At 63.8% G+C, this 17783-nt stretch carries 19 protein-coding genes; 5 read left to right on the forward strand and 14 right to left on the reverse strand.

Translation table 11 applies throughout. The annotated features are described in order from the left end of the window. Window positions 1-11: 11 nt before the first annotated feature. From gmhB to F2P46_RS07675, 3 genes are read left to right on the forward strand one after another with little or no spacing between them, the layout of a single operon-like run. Window positions 12-584 (forward strand): D-glycero-beta-D-manno-heptose 1,7-bisphosphate 7-phosphatase, encoded by a 573-nt coding sequence (gmhB, locus tag F2P46_RS07665; RefSeq protein ID WP_166887073.1) that lies wholly within the window; start codon window positions 12-14, stop codon window positions 582-584. Between the two features lie 31 nt (window positions 585-615). Continuing rightward, on the forward strand, window positions 616-1356 hold the full coding sequence (locus F2P46_RS07670; protein WP_166887076.1) for a 1-acyl-sn-glycerol-3-phosphate acyltransferase: 741 nt from the start codon (window positions 616-618) through the stop codon (window positions 1354-1356). A 14-nt stretch (window positions 1357-1370) separates the two neighbouring features. After that, the gene (locus tag F2P46_RS07675) at window positions 1371-2303 is read left to right on the forward strand and encodes a SprT family zinc-dependent metalloprotease (protein WP_166887559.1); all 933 of its coding nucleotides are present in this window, start codon (window positions 1371-1373) and stop codon (window positions 2301-2303) included. Window positions 2304-2488: 185 nt separating this feature from the next. Here the strand turns inward: F2P46_RS07675 and F2P46_RS07680 are convergent, their stop codons facing one another. From F2P46_RS07680 to rfbC, 8 genes are all read right to left on the reverse strand, one after another. Further along, window positions 2489-3043 (reverse strand): YcxB family protein, encoded by a 555-nt coding sequence (locus tag F2P46_RS07680; RefSeq protein ID WP_229509149.1) that lies wholly within the window; start codon window positions 3041-3043, stop codon window positions 2489-2491. A gap of 45 nt (window positions 3044-3088) precedes the next feature. Beyond that, window positions 3089-4351, reverse strand: coding sequence for a lipid IV(A) 3-deoxy-D-manno-octulosonic acid transferase (gene waaA, locus F2P46_RS07685; protein WP_166887079.1), 1263 nt, complete (start codon window positions 4349-4351; stop codon window positions 3089-3091). After that, the gene (gene waaC, locus F2P46_RS07690; protein WP_166887565.1) at window positions 4351-5331 is read right to left on the reverse strand and encodes a lipopolysaccharide heptosyltransferase I; all 981 of its coding nucleotides are present in this window, start codon (window positions 5329-5331) and stop codon (window positions 4351-4353) included. The genes waaA and waaC overlap by 1 nt, the downstream gene beginning before the upstream one ends. Before the next feature lie 22 nt (window positions 5332-5353). Further along, complete coding sequence (locus F2P46_RS07695) at window positions 5354-6736, reverse strand: phosphomannomutase/phosphoglucomutase (RefSeq protein WP_166887081.1); 1383 nt, start codon at window positions 6734-6736, stop codon at window positions 5354-5356. Window positions 6737-6941: 205 nt separating this feature from the next. Then, a complete protein-coding gene (locus F2P46_RS07700; RefSeq protein ID WP_166887084.1) occupies window positions 6942-7250 on the reverse strand; it encodes an H-NS family nucleoid-associated regulatory protein in 309 nt (102 codons plus the stop codon). An 81-nt stretch (window positions 7251-7331) separates the two neighbouring features. Beyond that, entirely contained in the window at window positions 7332-8426 is a 1095-nt protein-coding gene (locus F2P46_RS07705) for a glycosyltransferase family 4 protein (protein ID WP_166887087.1), read from the reverse strand. 219 nt (window positions 8427-8645) lie between these two features. Further along, window positions 8646-9536 (reverse strand): dTDP-4-dehydrorhamnose reductase, encoded by an 891-nt coding sequence (gene rfbD / locus F2P46_RS07710; protein WP_166887090.1) that lies wholly within the window; start codon window positions 9534-9536, stop codon window positions 8646-8648. Next, window positions 9533-10078 (reverse strand): dTDP-4-dehydrorhamnose 3,5-epimerase, encoded by a 546-nt coding sequence (gene rfbC, locus F2P46_RS07715; protein WP_166887092.1) that lies wholly within the window; start codon window positions 10076-10078, stop codon window positions 9533-9535. Before rfbC ends, rfbD begins: the two co-directional genes overlap by 4 nt. Window positions 10079-10358: 280 nt before the next feature. On the opposite strand from rfbC, the gene F2P46_RS07720 reads away from it, so the two are divergent. Continuing rightward, entirely contained in the window at window positions 10359-11204 is an 846-nt protein-coding gene (locus F2P46_RS07720; protein WP_166887095.1) for a symmetrical bis(5'-nucleosyl)-tetraphosphatase, read from the forward strand. 160 nt (window positions 11205-11364) lie between these two features. Here the strand turns inward: F2P46_RS07720 and F2P46_RS07725 are convergent, their stop codons facing one another. The 6 genes from F2P46_RS07725 to F2P46_RS07750 form a co-directional block, all read right to left on the reverse strand. Beyond that, the gene (locus F2P46_RS07725) at window positions 11365-12105 is read right to left on the reverse strand and encodes a lysophospholipid acyltransferase family protein (protein ID WP_229509151.1); all 741 of its coding nucleotides are present in this window, start codon (window positions 12103-12105) and stop codon (window positions 11365-11367) included. 94 nt (window positions 12106-12199) lie between these two features. Beyond that, window positions 12200-13510: a dihydroorotase gene (locus F2P46_RS07730; RefSeq protein ID WP_166887101.1), complete on the reverse strand. Its 1311-nt coding sequence runs from the start codon at window positions 13508-13510 to the stop codon at window positions 12200-12202. A gap of 2 nt (window positions 13511-13512) precedes the next feature. Beyond that, window positions 13513-14478, reverse strand: a complete 966-nt coding sequence (locus tag F2P46_RS07735) for an aspartate carbamoyltransferase catalytic subunit (protein WP_166887104.1) — start codon at window positions 14476-14478, stop codon at window positions 13513-13515. Next, window positions 14471-15007, reverse strand: coding sequence for a bifunctional pyr operon transcriptional regulator/uracil phosphoribosyltransferase PyrR (gene pyrR / locus F2P46_RS07740; protein ID WP_166887107.1), 537 nt, complete (start codon window positions 15005-15007; stop codon window positions 14471-14473). Before pyrR ends, F2P46_RS07735 begins: the two co-directional genes overlap by 8 nt. Further along, window positions 14991-15332, reverse strand: coding sequence for a Holliday junction resolvase RuvX (gene ruvX / locus F2P46_RS07745; RefSeq protein ID WP_229509165.1), 342 nt, complete (start codon window positions 15330-15332; stop codon window positions 14991-14993). Before ruvX ends, pyrR begins: the two co-directional genes overlap by 17 nt. Window positions 15333-15421: 89 nt before the next feature. Next, window positions 15422-16078: a YqgE/AlgH family protein gene (locus F2P46_RS07750; protein ID WP_166887110.1), complete on the reverse strand. Its 657-nt coding sequence runs from the start codon at window positions 16076-16078 to the stop codon at window positions 15422-15424. 193 nt (window positions 16079-16271) lie between these two features. Between F2P46_RS07750 and F2P46_RS07755 the strand changes: the two genes are divergently transcribed. Further along, on the forward strand, window positions 16272-17720 hold the full coding sequence (locus F2P46_RS07755) for a deoxyribodipyrimidine photo-lyase (protein WP_166887113.1): 1449 nt from the start codon (window positions 16272-16274) through the stop codon (window positions 17718-17720). Window positions 17721-17783: the final 63 nt, after the last annotated feature.

Consider the following 17783-nt stretch of genomic DNA (forward strand, 5'->3'; position numbering starts at 1 on the left):
GAGAAGCGCGCATGAAGATGATCATCCTCGACCGGGACGGCGTCATCAACCACGATTCGCCGGCCTTTATCAAGTCGCCGGCCGAATGGATTCCGATCCCCGGCTCGCTCGAAGCGATCGCCCGCCTGAACCAGGCGGGTTATCGGGTGGTCATCGCGTCGAACCAGTCGGGCATTGCGCGCGAGCTGTTCGACATGGCGATTTTGAATGCCATCCACCAGAAGATGCACGCCAGCGCGCAGCAGGTCGGCGCGGACATCGACGCCATCTTCTTCTGCCCGCACGCGGCCATCGACAACTGCGACTGCCGCAAGCCCAAGTCGGGCATGTTCGAAGAAATCTCCAAGCGCTTCAAGGTCAGCCTGAAAGGCGTACCGACCGTGGGCGACTCGCTGCGCGACCTGCAGGCGGGCTTCATCAGCGGCTGCACGCCCTACCTGGTCCTGACCGGCAAAGGCGAAAAGACCCGCGAAACCGGCGGCCTGCCGCCCGGCACCCAGGTCTTCCCCGACCTGGCGACGATGGTCAGCGCGCTGCTCAAGGCCACTGCCCCGGCCGCGCCAGCCGGCCATGGCGCAACCTGACACCACCCCTCACGCATCCCCGGAGACTTCTTTGCGTCATACCTTCCTGTTCCTGCGTTCCCTGTTGTTTACCGTGATCATGGTCGTGGCCACCATTGTGTGGGCCTGCGTGTGCTTCCTGGCCGCGCCGCTGCCGTACAACCAACGCTTCTGGGTCACCTCGCGCTGGAACGTGTTCGTGATCTGGTGCGCCAAGGTCATTTGCGGCATCCGCTACGAATTCAAGGGCTACGACAACCTGCCCGACGCACCGGCCATCGTGCTGTCGAAACACCAGTCGGCGTGGGAGACGATTTTTCTGCTGCCGAACCTGACCCGCCCTTTGGTGTTCGTCTTCAAGAAGGAGATTTTGTATATCCCCTTCTTCGGCTGGGCCATGGCGCTGCTGCGCATGATTCCGATCGACCGCAAACAGGGCAAGAACGCCTTCAAGCACGTCGTCGCGCATGGCAAACGACGCCTGGCCACCGGCCAATGGATTATCATGTTCCCTGAAGGGACCCGCATCCCGGTCGGTCAAACAGGCAAATACAAAAGCGGCGGCACGCGCCTGGCGATTGAAACGAATGCGGTGGTGGTGCCGATCGCGCATAATTCAGGTGAATGCTGGCCCAAGAACTCTTTTCTGAAACGCCCCGGTGTGATCACGGTGTCGGTCGGCAAACCGATTTCTCCCGATGGACACACTCCCGACAGCTTGATGCAAGAGGTAGAAAATTGGATAGAATCCGAAATGCGCGTCATTTCGCCCCACGCCTACAACGCTGGCTGAGCGGAGTCGGCGCCCTGATCCAGTCATCGGCGCCGCAAAAGAACGAGTCCTCGCCCAAGATCGACGGCGACCAGCTCGAACTGTTTACCCAGGACTTTTTTGCGGCGATCGAACCGGCCGCGAAGCAGTCCAGCGCGCCGCAGCCGCTGTTCAAGGCGCCGCCGGCGCCGCCCAAAGTCGTTTTTCCCACGCCGGTGCGCGCACCGGACGCGCCGCCGCTGCGGCGCATTCAGCTCGGTCCCCATAGCCTCGAATTCGAACTGCGCCGCTCGAGCCGGCGTTCGATCGGCTTCATGATCGACGACCAGGGACTGCGCGTCACGGCCCCCAGGCGCATCACCCTGGCCGACATCGACAACGCCATCCGCGCCAAGCAGCGCTGGATCCTCACCAAGCTGCGCGAACGCGGCGAGCGGCGCGCCACGCGTCAGGAACGCGCGCCGGTGGTGTGGGTCGACGGCGCCCAACTGCCCTACCTGGGCGCGAACATCACCCTGCGCCTGGTCGACGCGCCGCGCAGCCGCTGCGAGTTCGACGAGCAGGCGCGCGTACTCACAGTGGGCGTCGTGGCGGGGCTGGCCGAATGGCAGTTGCAGGAGCGGGTGAAAATCTGGTTCCAGGCGGAAGCGAAGCGCCTGTTCGCCGAACGGCTCGACCTGTATGCCGAAAAACTGGGGGTGCGCCATGCCTCGCTCACGCTCTCGTCAGCCGGCACGCGCTGGGGTTCATGCACGGTCGATGGGCGCATCCGCCTGAACTGGCGCCTGGTCCACTACGCACTGCCGCTGGTCGACTACGTGGTGGCGCACGAACTGGCGCACCTGCTCGAAATGAACCACAGCGCGCGCTTCTGGGCCAAGGTGGAATCGGTGTATCCCGACTATGACGGCGCCAGGCTGGCGCTGCGCCAGCGCTCGCAGGAGATGCCGGTGGTGTTCAGCGCCTGAACAGATGCCGGTCGGCTCGCAGCCGCATCAAAGCCGCGTCAGAGGTTAAGAGTTTTTCGGCGTGCCCGAGCAACGCGCCAGAGAGTGGCCGAGCTAGGACACAGCCATAGCTCGGGCTATGGCGAGCATTTGCAACGACGAGCGGGCGCTTTCTGGCGTGATGAGCGGGCATGATCGAAAGACTCTCAGCCTCTCAGTGCCCGCACCGATTCGCCGAAGCGCGCCATGCTCTCGCCTTGCGCCTGGCTCAGGCAGCGAAACGGAATCGGCAGGGTGCCGCGTTTGAGCACCATCATGAAGCCGCGCGAATAGCGCCGGATCGAACATACATCGCCCCACGGCACCAGGGTTACGCCGCTGCGGCTGGCGCGCACGATGCCGTGCGTGTCGATCGTAAATTCATAGGTATTGCGCGACCGCCCCTGGGCGACGAAATGCAGGGCCGCGGACGAGGTACTTTTGATTTGCATCCAATACGTAGCCAGGGTACCGATGCGGCGCCGGCGGATGATATAGCCGGCGTGCTGCCACATGAAGCTGACATATTCCGGCAGCGCATAGCGCACCGAAAACTGCACCGTTTCGGGTGCGCTGGCCGGCACCAGGCCGGGGCCCAGGACCGGCAGCGACATCAGCGGGTTATCGATGGTAATGCCGTTGGCCGGCTCGAGGCGCTGGCGTTGAACCAGCATGGCGACGGGCTTGCGGCTGCCCACCTGCTTTGGATGACTGAACCACATGTGCTTCCCCAGTTATTATTTATTGTGGGGACATGTTACCAAAGCCTAATAAATCAGTCGTCGCAATAAACCAACTGTGCGCGCGGTCGCGCCGCGATGGCGTTGGGCGTATGCGGCCGCCTGCGCACCCATGGCGGCGCGGGCCTCAGGGTCGCTCAGCAGGCGCGCCGCTTCGCTCAGCAGTGCGGTGGCGTCGGGCACGCGAATCGCGCCCCCGGCGGCGATGGCGTCGTCGGTGGCCAGCGCAAAATTGAAGGTATGCGGGCCAACCAGCACCGGTTTGCCCAGCGCGCATGGCTCGATCAGGTTCTGGCCGCCCAGAGGCAGCAGGCTGCCGCCCACAAAGGCGACGTCGCACGCGGCGTAGTAGGCGAACATTTCGCCCATCGAGTCGCCCAGCATTACCTGAGCGTCGACGCCGTGCTCCGCGATGCCTGAGCGGCGCCGCAGCGAAAAGCCGCGCTCCTTGACCAGCGCCGCCACATCATCGAAACGCTGCGGGTGGCGCGGCACGATCATGAGCAGCGGCGCGCCATGCGGCCACGCCATCGCCTTGAAGGCGTCCAGGATCAGCGCTTCTTCGCCATCGCGCGTGCTGGCGCACAGCAGCACCGGGCGCGCGCCGATTTGCGTACGCAGCCAGGCGCCGCTCGCCAACGCCGCAGCGGGCACCACCACGTCGAACTTGATGCTGCCCGTGACTTCCACCTTGGGCGCGCCGAAAGAACGCAGGCGCGCCGCGTCAGCCTCGGTCTGGGCGCCCACCAGGGCGATGCCGCGGCCGGCCTCGGTCATGAGTTTACCGAAGCGCTGGCCGCGCCTGAGCGAGCGTTCCGACAGGCGTGCATTGACCAGCGCGACCGGAATGCGCTCGCCGCAGGCGGCGATCAGGTTGGGCCAGACCTCGGTCTCCATCAGGATGCAGATGCGCGGCGTGAACTGGCGAATGAAGCGGTTCACCATGGCCACGGTGTCGTACGGAAGATAGGCCTGGATCAGGCGCTCGCCATGCTTGGCGAACAGCACTTTGCCGGTAGCGCGCCCGGTGGGCGTCATGTGGGTGAGCAGGATGCGGCTGTCGGGATAGGCCTCGACCAGCGCGTCGATCAGCGGTTCGGCGGCGCGCGTTTCGCCGACCGACACCGCGTGCACCCAGATCGTGTGCCAACCCGGCGCGCGCTCGCGGTAGAAACCGAGCCGCTCGCGCCAGTGCTGGCGGTAGCCAGGCTCCTTCATGCCGCGCCACCACAGGCGCAGCAGCACCAGCGGCAGGGCCAGGTACCACATCACGCTGTAGAAGGTGCGCATCAGGCCATGCCCCGCAATTGCTTGACGGCCGCCAGCACCTCGGCTACCGCCGGCGGCGCGCCTTTGTCGCCCAGGTTGATGATCTGCTCCGACCAGTTGCCTTCGGTCTTCCACTTGGGCGAGTCGCAGTAAATTTCGATCACGGGACGCATGAAGGCGGCGGCGATGTGGGTCAGGCCGGTGTCGACGCCGATCGCCAGCGCCGCGTTGCGCGCGAGGCTCACCGCTTCATCCATCGACAGTTTGGGCAGCACGGTGGCGTTCGGGAGACTGGCGGCGAGCGTGTCGGCTTCGGTTTTCTCAAGGGGCGAGCCCCAGGCCAGCAGCACCGGCATGGGCGCCAGTGCATGCCCGGTGGCGATCCAGTTCTCGGGCGCCCATTTCTTGGCGTTGCGCGCGGTCCCGTGGAAGAACACCGCGTAGTCCCCGGCCGGCATCCATGCCGGCCGGTTGGCGTGCTCAAGCCCCGGCAGGCCGAAGTCGGGCCTGGTATCGAGCGCGTAGCCGAGCGCCGCGCCGGCCACCAGGCGCCCGCGCGCCACCGCGTGCGTGCGCGGGTTGGTAGGAATGCTTTGGGTGTGGAAGATGCGCGAGACGCCTTCGTAGCCGGAGCCTTCGCTGCCGTTGGCCAGGCCTACCTTGCGCCCGCCCTTCTTGATGCGCGCGGCGCCCATGATGATGCCGGTCTTGAGCAGGCCCTGGGTATCGAACACATAGTCGTATTCTTCCTCGCGCACGGCCTTGAAAAAACCGCGTATCTCGGCGCGCGTCTCCTTCTTGCCGAGGCTCTTGCGCCAGCGCCGCAAGGCGAACGGAATGATGCGACGCACGCGCGGGTTCAGGCGCACCAGGCTGACATAGCCCTCCTCCACCACCCAATCGATGTTGGCGTCGGGATGGTGGCGCAAGATGTCGGCCACCATCGGCAGGTTGTGCAGCACGTCGCCCAGGGACGACACGCGCACCAGCAGGATGTTCAGGCGCGCCAAGCGGGGCTCGCGCTCAGAACGGCAGTTCGGCGTCGGGGCGCACGGCCACGATCACGCGCCGGAACTCGCCCTGGATGCGGCGCAGCGCTTCCGGCGTTTCCGCTTCGAAGCGCATCACCACCACCGGCGTGGTGTTGGACGAACGCGCCAGGCCAAAGCCGTCCGGATACTCGACGCGCAGGCCGTCGATGTCGATGATGCGCTCCGAGCCGGGGAAGGACGCTTCATTGCGCAGGCGCTCGATCAGGGCCACGTTCTCGCCCTCGGCCAGGTGCAGGTGCAGTTCGGGCGTGCTGTCGGACTGCGGCAGCGCGTTCATCATGGCCGACGGATCGGCCTCTCTGGTCAGCAGTTCGAGCAGGCGCGCGCCGGAATACAGGCCGTCGTCGAAACCGTACCAGCGGTCCTTGAAGAAGATATGGCCGCTCATTTCGCCGCCCAGCGGGGCGCCCGTTTCGCGCAGCTTGGCCTTGACCAGCGAGTGGCCGGTTTTCCACATCAGCGGACGCCCGCCATGTTTCGAAATCCACGGCGCCAGGTGGCGCGTGCATTTAACGTCGTACAGAATCTCCGCGCCCGGATTGCGCGACAGGACATCGGCCGCGAACAGCATCATCTGGCGGTCCGGATAAATGATCTGGCCATCCTTGGTAACCACGCCCAGGCGGTCGCCGTCGCCATCGAAGGCGATGCCGATTTCGGCGTCGGTCTCGTGCAGGCAGCGGATCAGGTCTTGCAGGTTTTCAGGATGGGCCGGATCGGGATGGTGGTTGGGGAAGGTGCCGTCCACTTCGCAGAACAATTCGATCACTTCGCAACCCATGCCGCGATATAGGTCGCCGGCAAAGGCGCCGGCCACGCCGTTGCCGCAGTCGACCGCGATCTTCATCGGGCGCGCCAGCTTGACGTCGCCGATGATGCGCTCGAGGTAAGCGGTGCGGATGTCGTGGGTGCTGTAGGCGCCCGGCGTGGCGGCAACGCTGCCGTCGTGCGCGGCGATGCTGTGGTACAGCGCTTGAATGGTCTCGCCGTGGATCGCTTCGCCGGCCAGCACCATTTTAAAGCCGTTGTAGTTGGGCGGATTGTGGCTGCCCGTGACCATGATGCCCGAGGCCGCGCCCAGCACATTGGTGCCGAAGTAGACCATCGGCGTGGCCACCACGCCCAGGTCGATCACATCGACGCCGGAAGCCTGCAAGCCTTGCGCCAGCGCTGCCGTCAGTTCCGGACCCGACAAGCGGCCATCGCGGCCGATCACGACGGTGCCTTCGCCCTTGGCCAGCGCGGCGGCGCCGAAGGCCTGGCCGATCTGGTGCGCGATGCCGGCGTCGAGCGTGCTGCCGATCACACCGCGAATGTCGTAGGCTTTGAAGATCGTCTTGGAAAGTGGAAGCATGGAGTAGAAACCTCAGGTAAGTCGCGGCGCGGCAGGATGCTGGCGAGCGCCATGCGGAAACGGCGGTAACCTGGCTTGCAAACAGTGCGTCGGGATGATGATGGGGGACAGCGATTAAAGAAAAAGACCGGGAATGCCTGATATTGTAGCGGCAAGCGGGGCCTTTGGGAATTGCCCGCCGATCCTGCCGCTACATGAAAATCGATTACACGCGCAGCTTGTCGATATCCTTGCCGCCTTCGACCCATTCCTTGACCCATTTCGGCTGACGGCCACGGCCGGTCCATTGTTGGGCTGCATTGTCCGGATGACGATAACGCACGGCGACGCTGCCGGTCTTGGCGCGGATACCGGTACCGATCAGATCCTTTAGTGGCACACCAACGCTCTGGGCAATTGCCAGGATCTGTTCGCGGGCTTTGGCGACTTCCTGGTGCTCGCGCTTCTTCATTTCTTGCTTGATTTGATCCTGCAGGTTGCGCAGATCACCGATCGACATATTTGACAGATCCATCATCGTTCCTTCAAAGTGGGTTGAAACAGATTAAGTGAAATCTCACCAATTGTCGCAATATACTACATCCGCGCATTAATGCTAGTCCTTCTTGCGAAGAATGAGCCATCGGGGTGACTTAAATCGAACAATACGCGCATACAGCCACACATAACTGACGACGAACAATAAGCAGAAGAAAATCAATACTCCGGTATCTTTCCAGAACACCGTGGCCGGGATTACCGCCATCAGGGAAAACATCCACAGGTACGGTGATGTTAGCGAATTGCGGCGCATCAGGGCGCGCGCTTCTTTGCGGCCCACCGCCCATTGCACAATGCGCCGGAAAATCAGGCTGTGCAGGTGTATCCCGTCCGGCATAGCCGGCGATTTTCCGCGCAAGAACATGCGGCGATAGGCCGAGAAAATCGTTTCGAACGCCGGATATATCAGCAGCAAAGCCGCATACCAGGTCGACACGTCGGGGTTGCGCATTACCAGCAGCAGCGCCAGCTCGCCCAGCATGAAGCCGATAAAATACGCCCCGCCGTCGCCCAGGAATATCAGGCCGACCGGGTAATTCCAGATCAGGAAGCCGGCCGTGGCGCCCGCCACCATCAGCGCCGCCACCAGCACGAACACATCGCCCACCTGCCACGCCACATAACCGAGCGAGATAAGCATACAGATGGTTACCACGCTGGCCAGACCATTAAATCCGTCGATGATATTAATCGCGTTGGCGATACCGGCCACCGCCAGTACGGTCAGCGGAACGGCCACCCAGATATACACGATGCGCCACGAACTGAACGGAAAATCGATGCGGTCGAGTTTGGCGCCGAGCAAGAAATAGCCGAGCAAGGCGGCCGCCATCGTCAATATCAGGCGCCGCAGCGCACTGACATTGCCGGTGTAGTCTTCCACAATGCCGCCGACAAAGGCCACCCCGGCGCACAGCATCAGCGACATCAGCCAGACGGCCATGGCCGGCACGCGCCAGATCGAAATGAGCGCGCTGATCACGACCGCCATGAAAATCGGCAGCCCGCCAATGCGCGCCACGGTATGCGAATGGACTTTTTGAACGCCGAAGAAATCGGCATCGAGCGCGGGACCATGCAGCCTGGCCTGCTTGATCACAAGCAGGGTCAGCAAGGCGGAAGCGACGAAACTCACGAGAAATGAAAACATTATTATTTATATATGCTAAAACGCGGGCAGGCTCGTGCCCTACCCGGCGGACCAACGCATGCGGTGAGTGTTGCGGTCGCCATGATCTGGTATGAAGGTAATCCATGATTGTACCGGATTACCCGCCCCCCAAATACGCCAGGATGGGGGCCAGCGGGCGACGCTACGCAGGTTTTATGCAAAAAAGAGCGCTTTCGACGCCTGTTGCGGCATTTTTGCTTAGTCTTGGACAAGACCCCTGCCGGCGTCTGCTGAAGAAAGGCAGTCGGCCAGGGCCGTTTGCCAGTCCGGCAAAGGGCCGCACAGGGCCGTCAGCTTGCCGCAATTTAGGCTGGAATTGGCCGGTCGCGGTGCTTTGGCGCCATATTCCGCCGCAGTGATCGGCACCACCTCGCAAGCGACGCCGGCAGCGCTGAAAATCGCCCCGGCAAAGCCGGCCCAGCTGGTGCAGCCCTGGCTGCTCAGGTGGTACAGGCCGCCGTGCCGCTCCCACCACGGGGCGCCGCCCGCCTCCGCCAGGCCCAGCAAATGCGCGCTGGTGTCGGCCAGGGTGCGGCTCCAGGTGGGTGCGCCATGCTGATCGGCAACGATACGCAACTGCGCGCGCTCCCTTGCCAGGCGCAACATGGTCAACAGGAAGTTATTGCCGCGCAAGCTGTACACCCAGCTGGTACGCAGGATCAGATGCCGGATGCCGGCGGCGGCAATGGCCTGCTCCCCGGCAAGCTTGCTCTGCCCGTAGACACTCAGCGGCGCGGGGGTGTCGGTCTCGGCATAGGCGCCCGTCGCCTTGCCGTCGAACACGTAATCGGTGGAATAATGCAGCAGCGCCGCGCCCAGCGCCCTCGCCTCGTGCGCCATCAGGGCCGGCGCATCGGCGTTGACGCGCATCGCCAGCGCGGGCTCGTCCTCGGCGCGGTCCACGGCCGTATAGGCGGCCGCGTTGACGATCAGGTCCGGCCGCACCGTGCGCAGCACGGTGCGCAACTGGTCGAGGTCGGCCAGGTCGCAAGCGGCGTGCGCGGGCGCGACCAGTTCGCCCAGCGGGCGCAGGCTGCGCGCCAGTTCATGGCCAAGCTGGCCGTTGGCGCCGGTGAGTAAAATCTTCATGGAAATACGTCGGACTGCGCCAGCAGCGCACCCTTGCTGTCTTTTCCGGAAAGCATAGGCAAACCGGGCAAGGGCCATTCAATGCCGATGTCGGGATCATTCCATAGAATCACCCGTTCCAGTTCGGGCGCCCAGTAATCGGTGGTTTTATACTGGACTTCGGCGCTATCGCTGGTGACCATGAAACCGTGCGCGAAACCGGGCGGCACCCATAGCTGACGCTGGTTTTCGGCAGATAAATCCAATCCGATCCAGCGCCCGAAAAAGGCCGACGATTTACGCAAATCGACCACCACGTCATACACCGATCCCGCGCTCACGCGCACCAGTTTGCCTTGCGGGTGGCTGATCTGGTAATGCAGGCCGCGCAACACATTCTTGGCCGACTTGGAGTGGTTATCCTGGACAAAATGCGCGCAGACCCCGGTCAACTGCTCGAATTTGCGCTCGTTAAAACTTTCAAAGAAAAAGCCCCGGTCGTCGCCGAACACGCGCGGCTCCAGGATCAGGACTTCGGGAATGGCGGTGGGCGTGACTTTCATCAGAAAATCCTATCATCGAAGGGCATCAAATACTGCCGGTAAGCATTATCTTTTATTGGCCGGGACGGTCCGGACCGGCCCGCACCAGCATATGATACGCAAATACGCGCGCGCAATCGATACCCATATTGATCAGGCTCAAACGACGGCTAGTGGCATGACAGCAATGCATGTTACAGCTCAAACCGGCCCCATTGCTTACAAAAATGATTTAGTATCCGCCGGGCCTGGAAATGCGACACCATGATTTTATGTGAACCCTGCCCGTACTGGAATTGAATTGTTAAGAACTTATGTCATCGGCGATCTGCAAGGATGCGCCCACGAAACCGCTGTCCTGCTCAAGCGCATCGAAGAAGATGCGGGCGGCCCCGCGCGCGTCCTGTTCGTGGGGGACCTGATCAACCGCGGCCCGGCCTCGCTCGACGCGCTGCGCCGGGTGGCCGCGCTGGAGCGCGCGGGCGCCGGCGAGGCGCTGCTCGGCAACCACGACCTGCATTTGCTGGCGGTGGCGGTGGGCGCGCAAAAGACCTCGAAATCCGATACGCTCGACGCCATCCTGGCCGCGCCCGACCGCGCTGAGCTGATCGACTGGCTGCGTCATCGCCCGCTGGCGATGATGGCCGAAGGCCACCTGCTGGTGCATGCGGGCGTAGCCCCGCAGTGGGACGCGGCGCAAACCATGGCGCTGGCGGGCGAAGTCGAAGCGGTGCTGCGCGGGCCGGGCTGGATCGATTTTTTGCGCGACATGTACGGCAACGAGCCGGCGCGCTGGGACGATGCGCTCAGCGGCCTGGCGCGCCTGCGCTGCATCGTCAACGCGCTCACGCGCATGCGCCTGTGCGCGCCCGACGGCACCATGGATTTCAAGGAAAAGGAAAGCGCGGGCGCGCCGCCAGGGTCAAGCCTGCTGCCCTGGTTCGACCTGCCGGGCCGGCGCAGCCTGGGCGCCACTGTGGTGTTCGGCCACTGGTCGGCGCTTGGCCTGCTGCTGCGCGATGACGTGGTTGGCCTCGACAGCGGCTGCGTGTGGGGCGGCAAATTGACCGCGCTGTGCCTGAACGACCGCAGCCTGCTGCAAGTCGACTGCCCCGAGTACAAGGAACCGGGCAAGCCGAAAGCCTAGCAGCCTGTCGGACTTGGGATCGTCGGCTGCAAAAATACCTGGGACGGCCCATATTTCGCCGCTTTCTCGGCCAATAGCTCGCTATTGGCACTGCGAAATCGTCAAAATCTGGCCTCGCCCAGCTATTTTTTCGCTTCGACTCCCCAAGTCCGACAGGCTGCTAGCCGGGCTTGTGCCCCAGCGCCGTTCCCACGGCAGCGTGGGCGGCGGCGCAGACATCGCGCCGGTGCGCGCCGGCGGCGTCGATCGGCTCCATGCACACCACGCGCGCAGTCACGGCGGGACCGGACAGGATCGCCACCATGCTCTCGGCGAAGGTCATCTCGCCGATGAATTCGATGGACGGATGCAGCGCGCCGCTGGCGTCCACATAGCTCACCGCGTACGGCTGCACCATCACGCCGGCATCGACCGCCGCTTCGAACAGGTTGGCATGGAACGGCAACAGGCTGCCCTGCGCGGCGGTGGTCCCTTCGGGGAAGAAGGCGACCCGCTCGCCCTGCTCCAGCTTGTGCACCAGGCCCTTGAAAATCTGGCGCAGGTCGCGCCGGTTGCCGCGCGCGAGGAACACCGTGCCGGCCTTGTCGGCCAGCCAGCCGAGCACCGGCCACTCGCGGATCTCGGACTTGGCCACGAAGCGGCACGGGTACAGCGCATTGATCACAAAGATATCGAGCCACGAGACGTGGTTGGCCACCACCATCGCGTGCGCCAGCGCCGCCACGCCGGTGGACGGCGTCACGGTCACGCCGCAGATGCCCACCAGCCGGCGCGACCAGCTTTGCGTGACGCGGTCGCGTAGCGCGTGGCTGGCCCACGGGAACACGAATGCGCACGCGGACAAGCCGGTCAACAGATGGAAAAACACGCGGCACAGCCGGAAATAGAGCTTGATCTTCAAACGACTCCAAAAAAACGGGAAAGCCGGGAGCGCGAACGACCCGATGTGCATGCGGCGTCGCGCGCCGCATGCCACTGCAAGTGCTCAATCAGCACTAGCGCTGGAACGCGATGCGTCCGCCGACGATGGTCGCCCTGACCTGCCCGGCCAGTTCGTAGCCCAGGAAAGGCGTGTGCTTGCCCTGGCTCGCCAGGGCCGAGGCCTCGACCGTCCAGCGCGCGGCCGGGTCGAACACCACCACATCGGCGGGAGCACCCGGCGCCAGCTGGCCTACGTCCAGGCCGGCGATGCGCGCCGCGTCGGTGGTGATCTTGGCGATGGCGCGCGAGAGCGGCGTGCTTGAGGCGGCGGCGTCGTGCTGCATGCCGGCGTAATCGTCGGCCCACTTGATCGCCAGCGACAGCAGCAGTTCCAGCCCGGTGGCGCCGGGCGAGGCTTCGCCGAACGGCAGCAGCTTCTCGTCGTCGTCGACCGGAGTGTGGTCCGAGCAGATGGCGTCGATGGTGCCGTCGTACAGGGCGGCGCGGATCGCATCGCGGTCGCGCTGGCTGCGAAACGGTGGCGTGACGCGCGCGTTGGAATCGAAAAAGCCGATGTCGGCGTCGGTCATGTGCACATGATGCACCGCCACGTCGCAAGTGATCGGCAAGCCTTCCTTCTTGGCCGCCTTGACCAGCTCCAGGCCGGCGGCGGACGACATGCGGCACAGGTGCACGCGCGCGCCGGTGGCGCGCACCAGTTCGAACACGGTGTGCAGCGCGATGGTTTCGGACATCACCGGCACGCCGGCCAGGCCCAGGCGCGAGGCCAGCGGCCCGCTGTGGGCGATGCCGCCGCGCCCGATGTGCGCATCCTGCGGGCGCACCCACACGGTAAAGCCGAAGGTTTTCGCGTACTGCATGGCGCGCAGCAGCACGGTGGTGTCTTCGATGACTTCCTCGGCCTGCGAAAAGCCGATGCAGCCCGCTTCGGTCAGCTCCATCATCTCGGTCAGGGCCTTGCCCTTCAGGCCCATGGTCAGCGCGCCCAGCGGGTGCACATTGGCCTGCCGCAGTTTGCTGGCACGGTGCTTGAGCATTTCGACCAGGCCCGGTTCGTCCAGCACCGGATCGGTATCGGGCGGACAAATGAGGCTGGTCACGCCGCCCTGCATCGCCGCCTGCATCTCGGACTTGAGGGTGGCCTTGTATTCGTAGCCCGGCTCGCGCAGGCGCGCCGACAGGTCGACCAGGCCGGGAGCGACCACGAGACCGGTGGCGTCGATGCTGTTGCCGGCATTGAAGCCGGCCGGCGCCGTGCCGGTCGAGGCGACCTTGCCGTCGATGATAAACAAATCGGTGACTGCGTCGATGCCGTTGGCCGGGTCGATCAGGCGCCCGTTCTTGATATGAAGATGGTTGTTCACGTTCACCCTTGCGCTCCTGCCAGAATACTCATTACCGCCATCCGTACCGCGATCCCGAACGTCACCTGCGGCAAAATCACCGCCTGCGCGCCATCGGCCACGGCCGAATCGATTTCCACGCCCCGGTTCATCGGCCCCGGATGCATGACGATCGCATCGGGCTTGGCCAGCGCCAGGCGCTCGGGCGTGAGGCCATAGCTCTTGAAATACTCCTGCGCCGATGGCAGCAAGGCGCCGCTCATGCGCTCGTTCTGCAGGCGCAGCATGATGATGACGTCAACGTCCTTCAGGCCCTCGTCCATGTTGGTAAACACGCGAACGCCCATCTGTTCCAGCCCGCCCGGCAGCAAGGTGTGCGGGCCGATGGCGCGCACTTCCGGCACGCCCAGGGTGGTCAGGGCATGGATATCGGAGCGCGCCACGCGGCTGTGCAAAATGTCGCCCACGATGGCCACGCGCAGCTTGGTGAAGTCTTTTTTGTAGTGCCGGATCGTGTACATGTCGAGCAGGCCCTGGGTCGGGTGCGCGTGGCGGCCGTCGCCCGCGTTGACCACGTGGACGTGCGACTGCTTCGTGTCGATCAGGTGCTTGGCGATCAGGTAGGGCGCGCCCGACTGCGCGTGGCGCACCACGAACATATCGGCGTGCATGGCCGACAGGTTGTCGATGGTGTCGAGCAGCGACTCGCCCTTGCTGGCCGACGACGCCTGGATATTGAGATTGATGACGTCGGCCGAGAGGCGCTTGGAGGCGATCTCGAAGGTGGTGCGGGTGCGCGTGGAGTTCTCGAAGAACAGGTTGAACACGCTCTTGCCGCGCATGAGCGGCACCTTCTTGACTTCACGATCGGAGATGCCGACGAAGCTCGACGCCGTGTCGAGGATATGATTGACGATCGATTTTGGCAGCCCTTCGATGCTTAACAGGTGCTGCAGTTCGCCATTTTTATTCAGTTGCGGATTAAGCATGGTCTTCTTCTATGGTGAGCGAAAATTGCCCGTCGCCGGCACGCGCCAGCGCAAGCGACTGATTGGCTTCCAGCGCGACACTGGTGGCGACGAAATCGGCCGCCACTGGCAGCTCGCGCCCGCCGCGGTCGGCCAGCGCCGCCAGCATGATGCGCGCCGGACGGCCATAATCGAACAGCACATTGATCGCCGCGCGCGTGGTGCGCCCGGTGTAGAGCACATCGTCCACCAGCACGATGTTGGCGCGGTCGACGTTGAACAAAATGTGGGTCGGCTTGACGTCCGGATGCAGGCCCTTCTTGGCAAAGTCGTCGCGGTAGAAAGACACGTCGATGAAGCCCAGGCGCTCTTTCAGGCCCAGGTCCGCCGCGAGGCGTTCGGCCAGCCAGGCGCCGCCCGAATGGATTCCGATGATGGCCGCGTCCTGCACTGCGTGCAAGCCGTCACGCACCTGGCCGAGCAGCGTCTGGTACAGCGCCTCGGCGTCGAACTGCTTGATTGCGTCGAGCTGATTAGTTGTTGTTGGCATGGTCGTCAAAGTATTGTTGCAAAATGATGGAGGCGGCTTGGTCGTCGATGATCTGGCCGCGCCTGGCGTTGATCACGGCCGACGAATAGCGTTCGTCGACCAGCGTGACCGACAGGTTGAAGCGACCGTGCAGCTGGTTGGCGAAGCGGCGGCAGCGCAGGGTCATCTCGTGTTCGGCGCCGTCCGGGTGGCGCGGTTCGCCCACCACCAGGCGGGCCGGCGCCCAGGCGGCGATCAGCTCGCCGATCTGCTTGAAGCGGGCCGCGTTATCGATAGCGTTGACCACCGCGAGCGGCTGCGCCTGACCGGTCAGGGTATTCCCCATGGCGATGCCAATACGCTTGATGCCGAAATCGAAGCCGAGTACGAGTTCAATCACCGCTTCAGCCACGCGCGCGGTTCCCGCAGGAGTGGTCAAGCATGGCCTGCCTCGGAGGCGAGCATCATCGGGTCGATGCCAAGCAGTTTGATGGCGGCGTTGTAGCGTTCTTCGATCGGCAGGTCGAACAGCACGCGCGCGTCGGCGCCCACCGTCAGCCAGCCATTGCGGCCGATTTCGTCTTCCAGCTGGCCGGGGCTCCAGCCGGCGTAGCCGATCGACACCAGCAGCCGTTGCGGGCCGTCGCCGTTGGCCACCGCTTCGAGCACGTCGATCGAGGTGGTGAAGGCCACGTCCTCGGTCACGGTGAGCGACGACGAATAGCGCGCGCCGGGGGTGTGCAGCACGAAGCCGCGGTCGTCCTGGACCGGGCCGCCGAACATGATCGGTTCATTGACGACGGTGGTGCGCAAGCCGTCGGCAAGTTTGAGGTCGATCCGTTCGAACAGCACTTCCATGGTCATGTCGGTCGGCTTGTTGATGACCACACCGAGCACGCCTTTGTCGTTATGCTCGCAGATATAGACCACGGTGCCGCCGAAAATCGGGTCCTGCATCGATGGCATCGCTATCAGGAAATGATTTGCTAAATTCAAGGTCGATGTCATGACGTGACCTTCGTCGGGACGCAATTCGTCGTCCTGCGACATGCCGGGCACGGGCAGAGTTTTGCCGATTTTGCTTTTCTTCATATTCGTCACTCTCTCTGCTCGCTCTCTGGTGTTCTGCTTTGCTGCTAGTATCCGGGCTTGCAAACGATGGATTTTTCGATAGTTTACACTGAATTGCGGCCGCCACCACGGGAAGCGCCATCACGCGCGCGGCTAACTTCGATGGTAGCCGATAATTCCCCCACCTTTCTTGATACCAAACACCATCAATATTATGAGTAAATCGCTCGTCTGGTTTCGCCGCGACTTGCGCGCCTTCGATCACGCGGCGCTGCATCATGCATTAACGTCGTCGAATAGCGTCTATTGCGCGTTCATTTACGATAACACAATCCTCGACAGTTTACCGCGTGCGGACCGCCGCGTCGAATTCATTCACGCCAGCCTGGCCGAACTCGATACGGAATTGCGTCAGATGGGCGGTTGCCTGATCGTGCGCCATGCCGACCCAGTGGAGCTAATTCCAACACTTGCCGCGCAACTTGGGGTGGACGCGGTGTTCGTCAACGGCGACTACGAGCCGCAGGCGATCGCGCGCGATGCGCAAGTGGCCGCGCGCCTTGAGGCCGACGGCCGGCGCCTGGTCAGCCACAAGGACCAGGTCATCTTCGAAAAGAGCGAGGTGCTCACGCTGGCGGGCCAGAACTTCTCGGTCTTCACGCCGTATAAAAACGCCTGGCTCAAACGCATGGCGGCCGAACCGGATTGCGTGGTGGCGTATGCGGTGGAGCCGCACGCGGCGCGCTTTGCGCCTCCCGCCGGCGACGAGCGCCTGCCGACCTTGCGCGAGATCGGCTTCGAACCGACCAATCTGTCGGCCTTGTCGATCCCAACCGGCATGAGCGGCGCGGCGCAGTTGTTCGACGACTTCATTGGCCGCATTGCCGATTATGGCGAGGCGCGCAATTACCCTTCGGTCAAGGGGCCGTCGTACCTGTCGGTGCATCTGCGCTTCGGCACCTTGTCGCTGCGCCACCTGGTGCGCACGGTCACGGAGCTCATTGCGCGCGGAGCCGGCGGCGAAGGCGCGCCGGTGTGGCTGTCGGAGCTGATCTGGCGCGATTTTTACGCCATGATTTTGTATAACCATCCGCATGTCGTCGAGCGCGCATTCAAGCCCGCCTATGACGCGATTGCGTTCGAGACCGGGCCCGAGGCCGACGCGATGTTCGCCGCTTGGTGCGAAGGGCGTACCGGCTATCCGCTGGTCGATGCGGCCATGGCGCAGTTGAACCAGACCGGCTACATGCACAACCGGCTGCGCATGGTCACGGCCTGCTTTTTGATCAAGGACCTGGGGATCGACTGGCGTCGCGGGGAGGCGTATTTTGCGCTGCACCTGAACGATTACGACCTGTCGTCCAACAATGGCGGGTGGCAGTGGGCGTCGTCGTCGGGATGCGACGCGCAGCCGTATTTCAGGATTTTCAATCCGGTCACGCAGTCGGAGAAGTTCGACGCCAAGGGGAACTTCATCCGGCGCTACCTGCCGCAGCTCGATGGCTTGTCGGACAAGGAGATCCACGCGCCGTGGACGGTGCCGCCGATGGTGCTGGCGCAGAAGAAGATCGTGCTGGGGAAGGATTACCCGGCGCCGCTGGTCAGGCATGACGAGGCGCGCGCGAAGACGTTGGAGCGGTATGCGGCGGTGAAGGCGGGCTGATACCGTCGTTCCCGGGCTCGGCGGCCCCCTTAGCGGGAACCCAAGCTCATTGCGTCGCCCCAG

Origin of the sequence: Massilia sp. CCM 8734, from assembly GCF_011682155.1 — a bacterium.
Lineage (GTDB): Bacteria > Pseudomonadota > Gammaproteobacteria > Burkholderiales > Burkholderiaceae_D > Telluria_A > Telluria_A rubra.

Coding starts and splice junctions, on each gene's coding strand:
- F2P46_RS07735 (WP_166887104.1), bottom strand. CDS start 14,478: ATGCTTAATCCGCAACTGAATAAAAATGGCGAACTGCAGCACCTGTTA.
- pyrR (WP_166887107.1), bottom strand. CDS start 15,007: ATGCCAACAACAACTAATCAGCTCGACGCAATCAAGCAGTTCGACGCC.
- F2P46_RS07680 (WP_229509149.1), bottom strand. CDS start 3,043: ATGTGGTTCAGTCATCCAAAGCAGGTGGGCAGCCGCAAGCCCGTCGCC.
- waaA (WP_166887079.1), bottom strand. CDS start 4,351: ATGCGCACCTTCTACAGCGTGATGTGGTACCTGGCCCTGCCGCTGGTG.
- F2P46_RS07755 (WP_166887113.1), top strand. CDS start 16,272: ATGAGTAAATCGCTCGTCTGGTTTCGCCGCGACTTGCGCGCCTTCGAT.
- F2P46_RS07700 (WP_166887084.1), bottom strand. CDS start 7,250: ATGGATCTGTCAAATATGTCGATCGGTGATCTGCGCAACCTGCAGGAT.
- F2P46_RS07750 (WP_166887110.1), bottom strand. CDS start 16,078: ATGAAGAAAAGCAAAATCGGCAAAACTCTGCCCGTGCCCGGCATGTCG.
- gmhB (WP_166887073.1), top strand. CDS start 12: ATGAAGATGATCATCCTCGACCGGGACGGCGTCATCAACCACGATTCG.
- rfbC (WP_166887092.1), bottom strand. CDS start 10,078: ATGAAAGTCACGCCCACCGCCATTCCCGAAGTCCTGATCCTGGAGCCG.
- ruvX (WP_229509165.1), bottom strand. CDS start 15,332: ATGGGGAATACCCTGACCGGTCAGGCGCAGCCGCTCGCGGTGGTCAAC.
- F2P46_RS07705 (WP_166887087.1), bottom strand. CDS start 8,426: ATGTTTTCATTTCTCGTGAGTTTCGTCGCTTCCGCCTTGCTGACCCTG.
- rfbD (WP_166887090.1), bottom strand. CDS start 9,536: ATGAAGATTTTACTCACCGGCGCCAACGGCCAGCTTGGCCATGAACTG.
- F2P46_RS07695 (WP_166887081.1), bottom strand. CDS start 6,736: ATGCTTCCACTTTCCAAGACGATCTTCAAAGCCTACGACATTCGCGGT.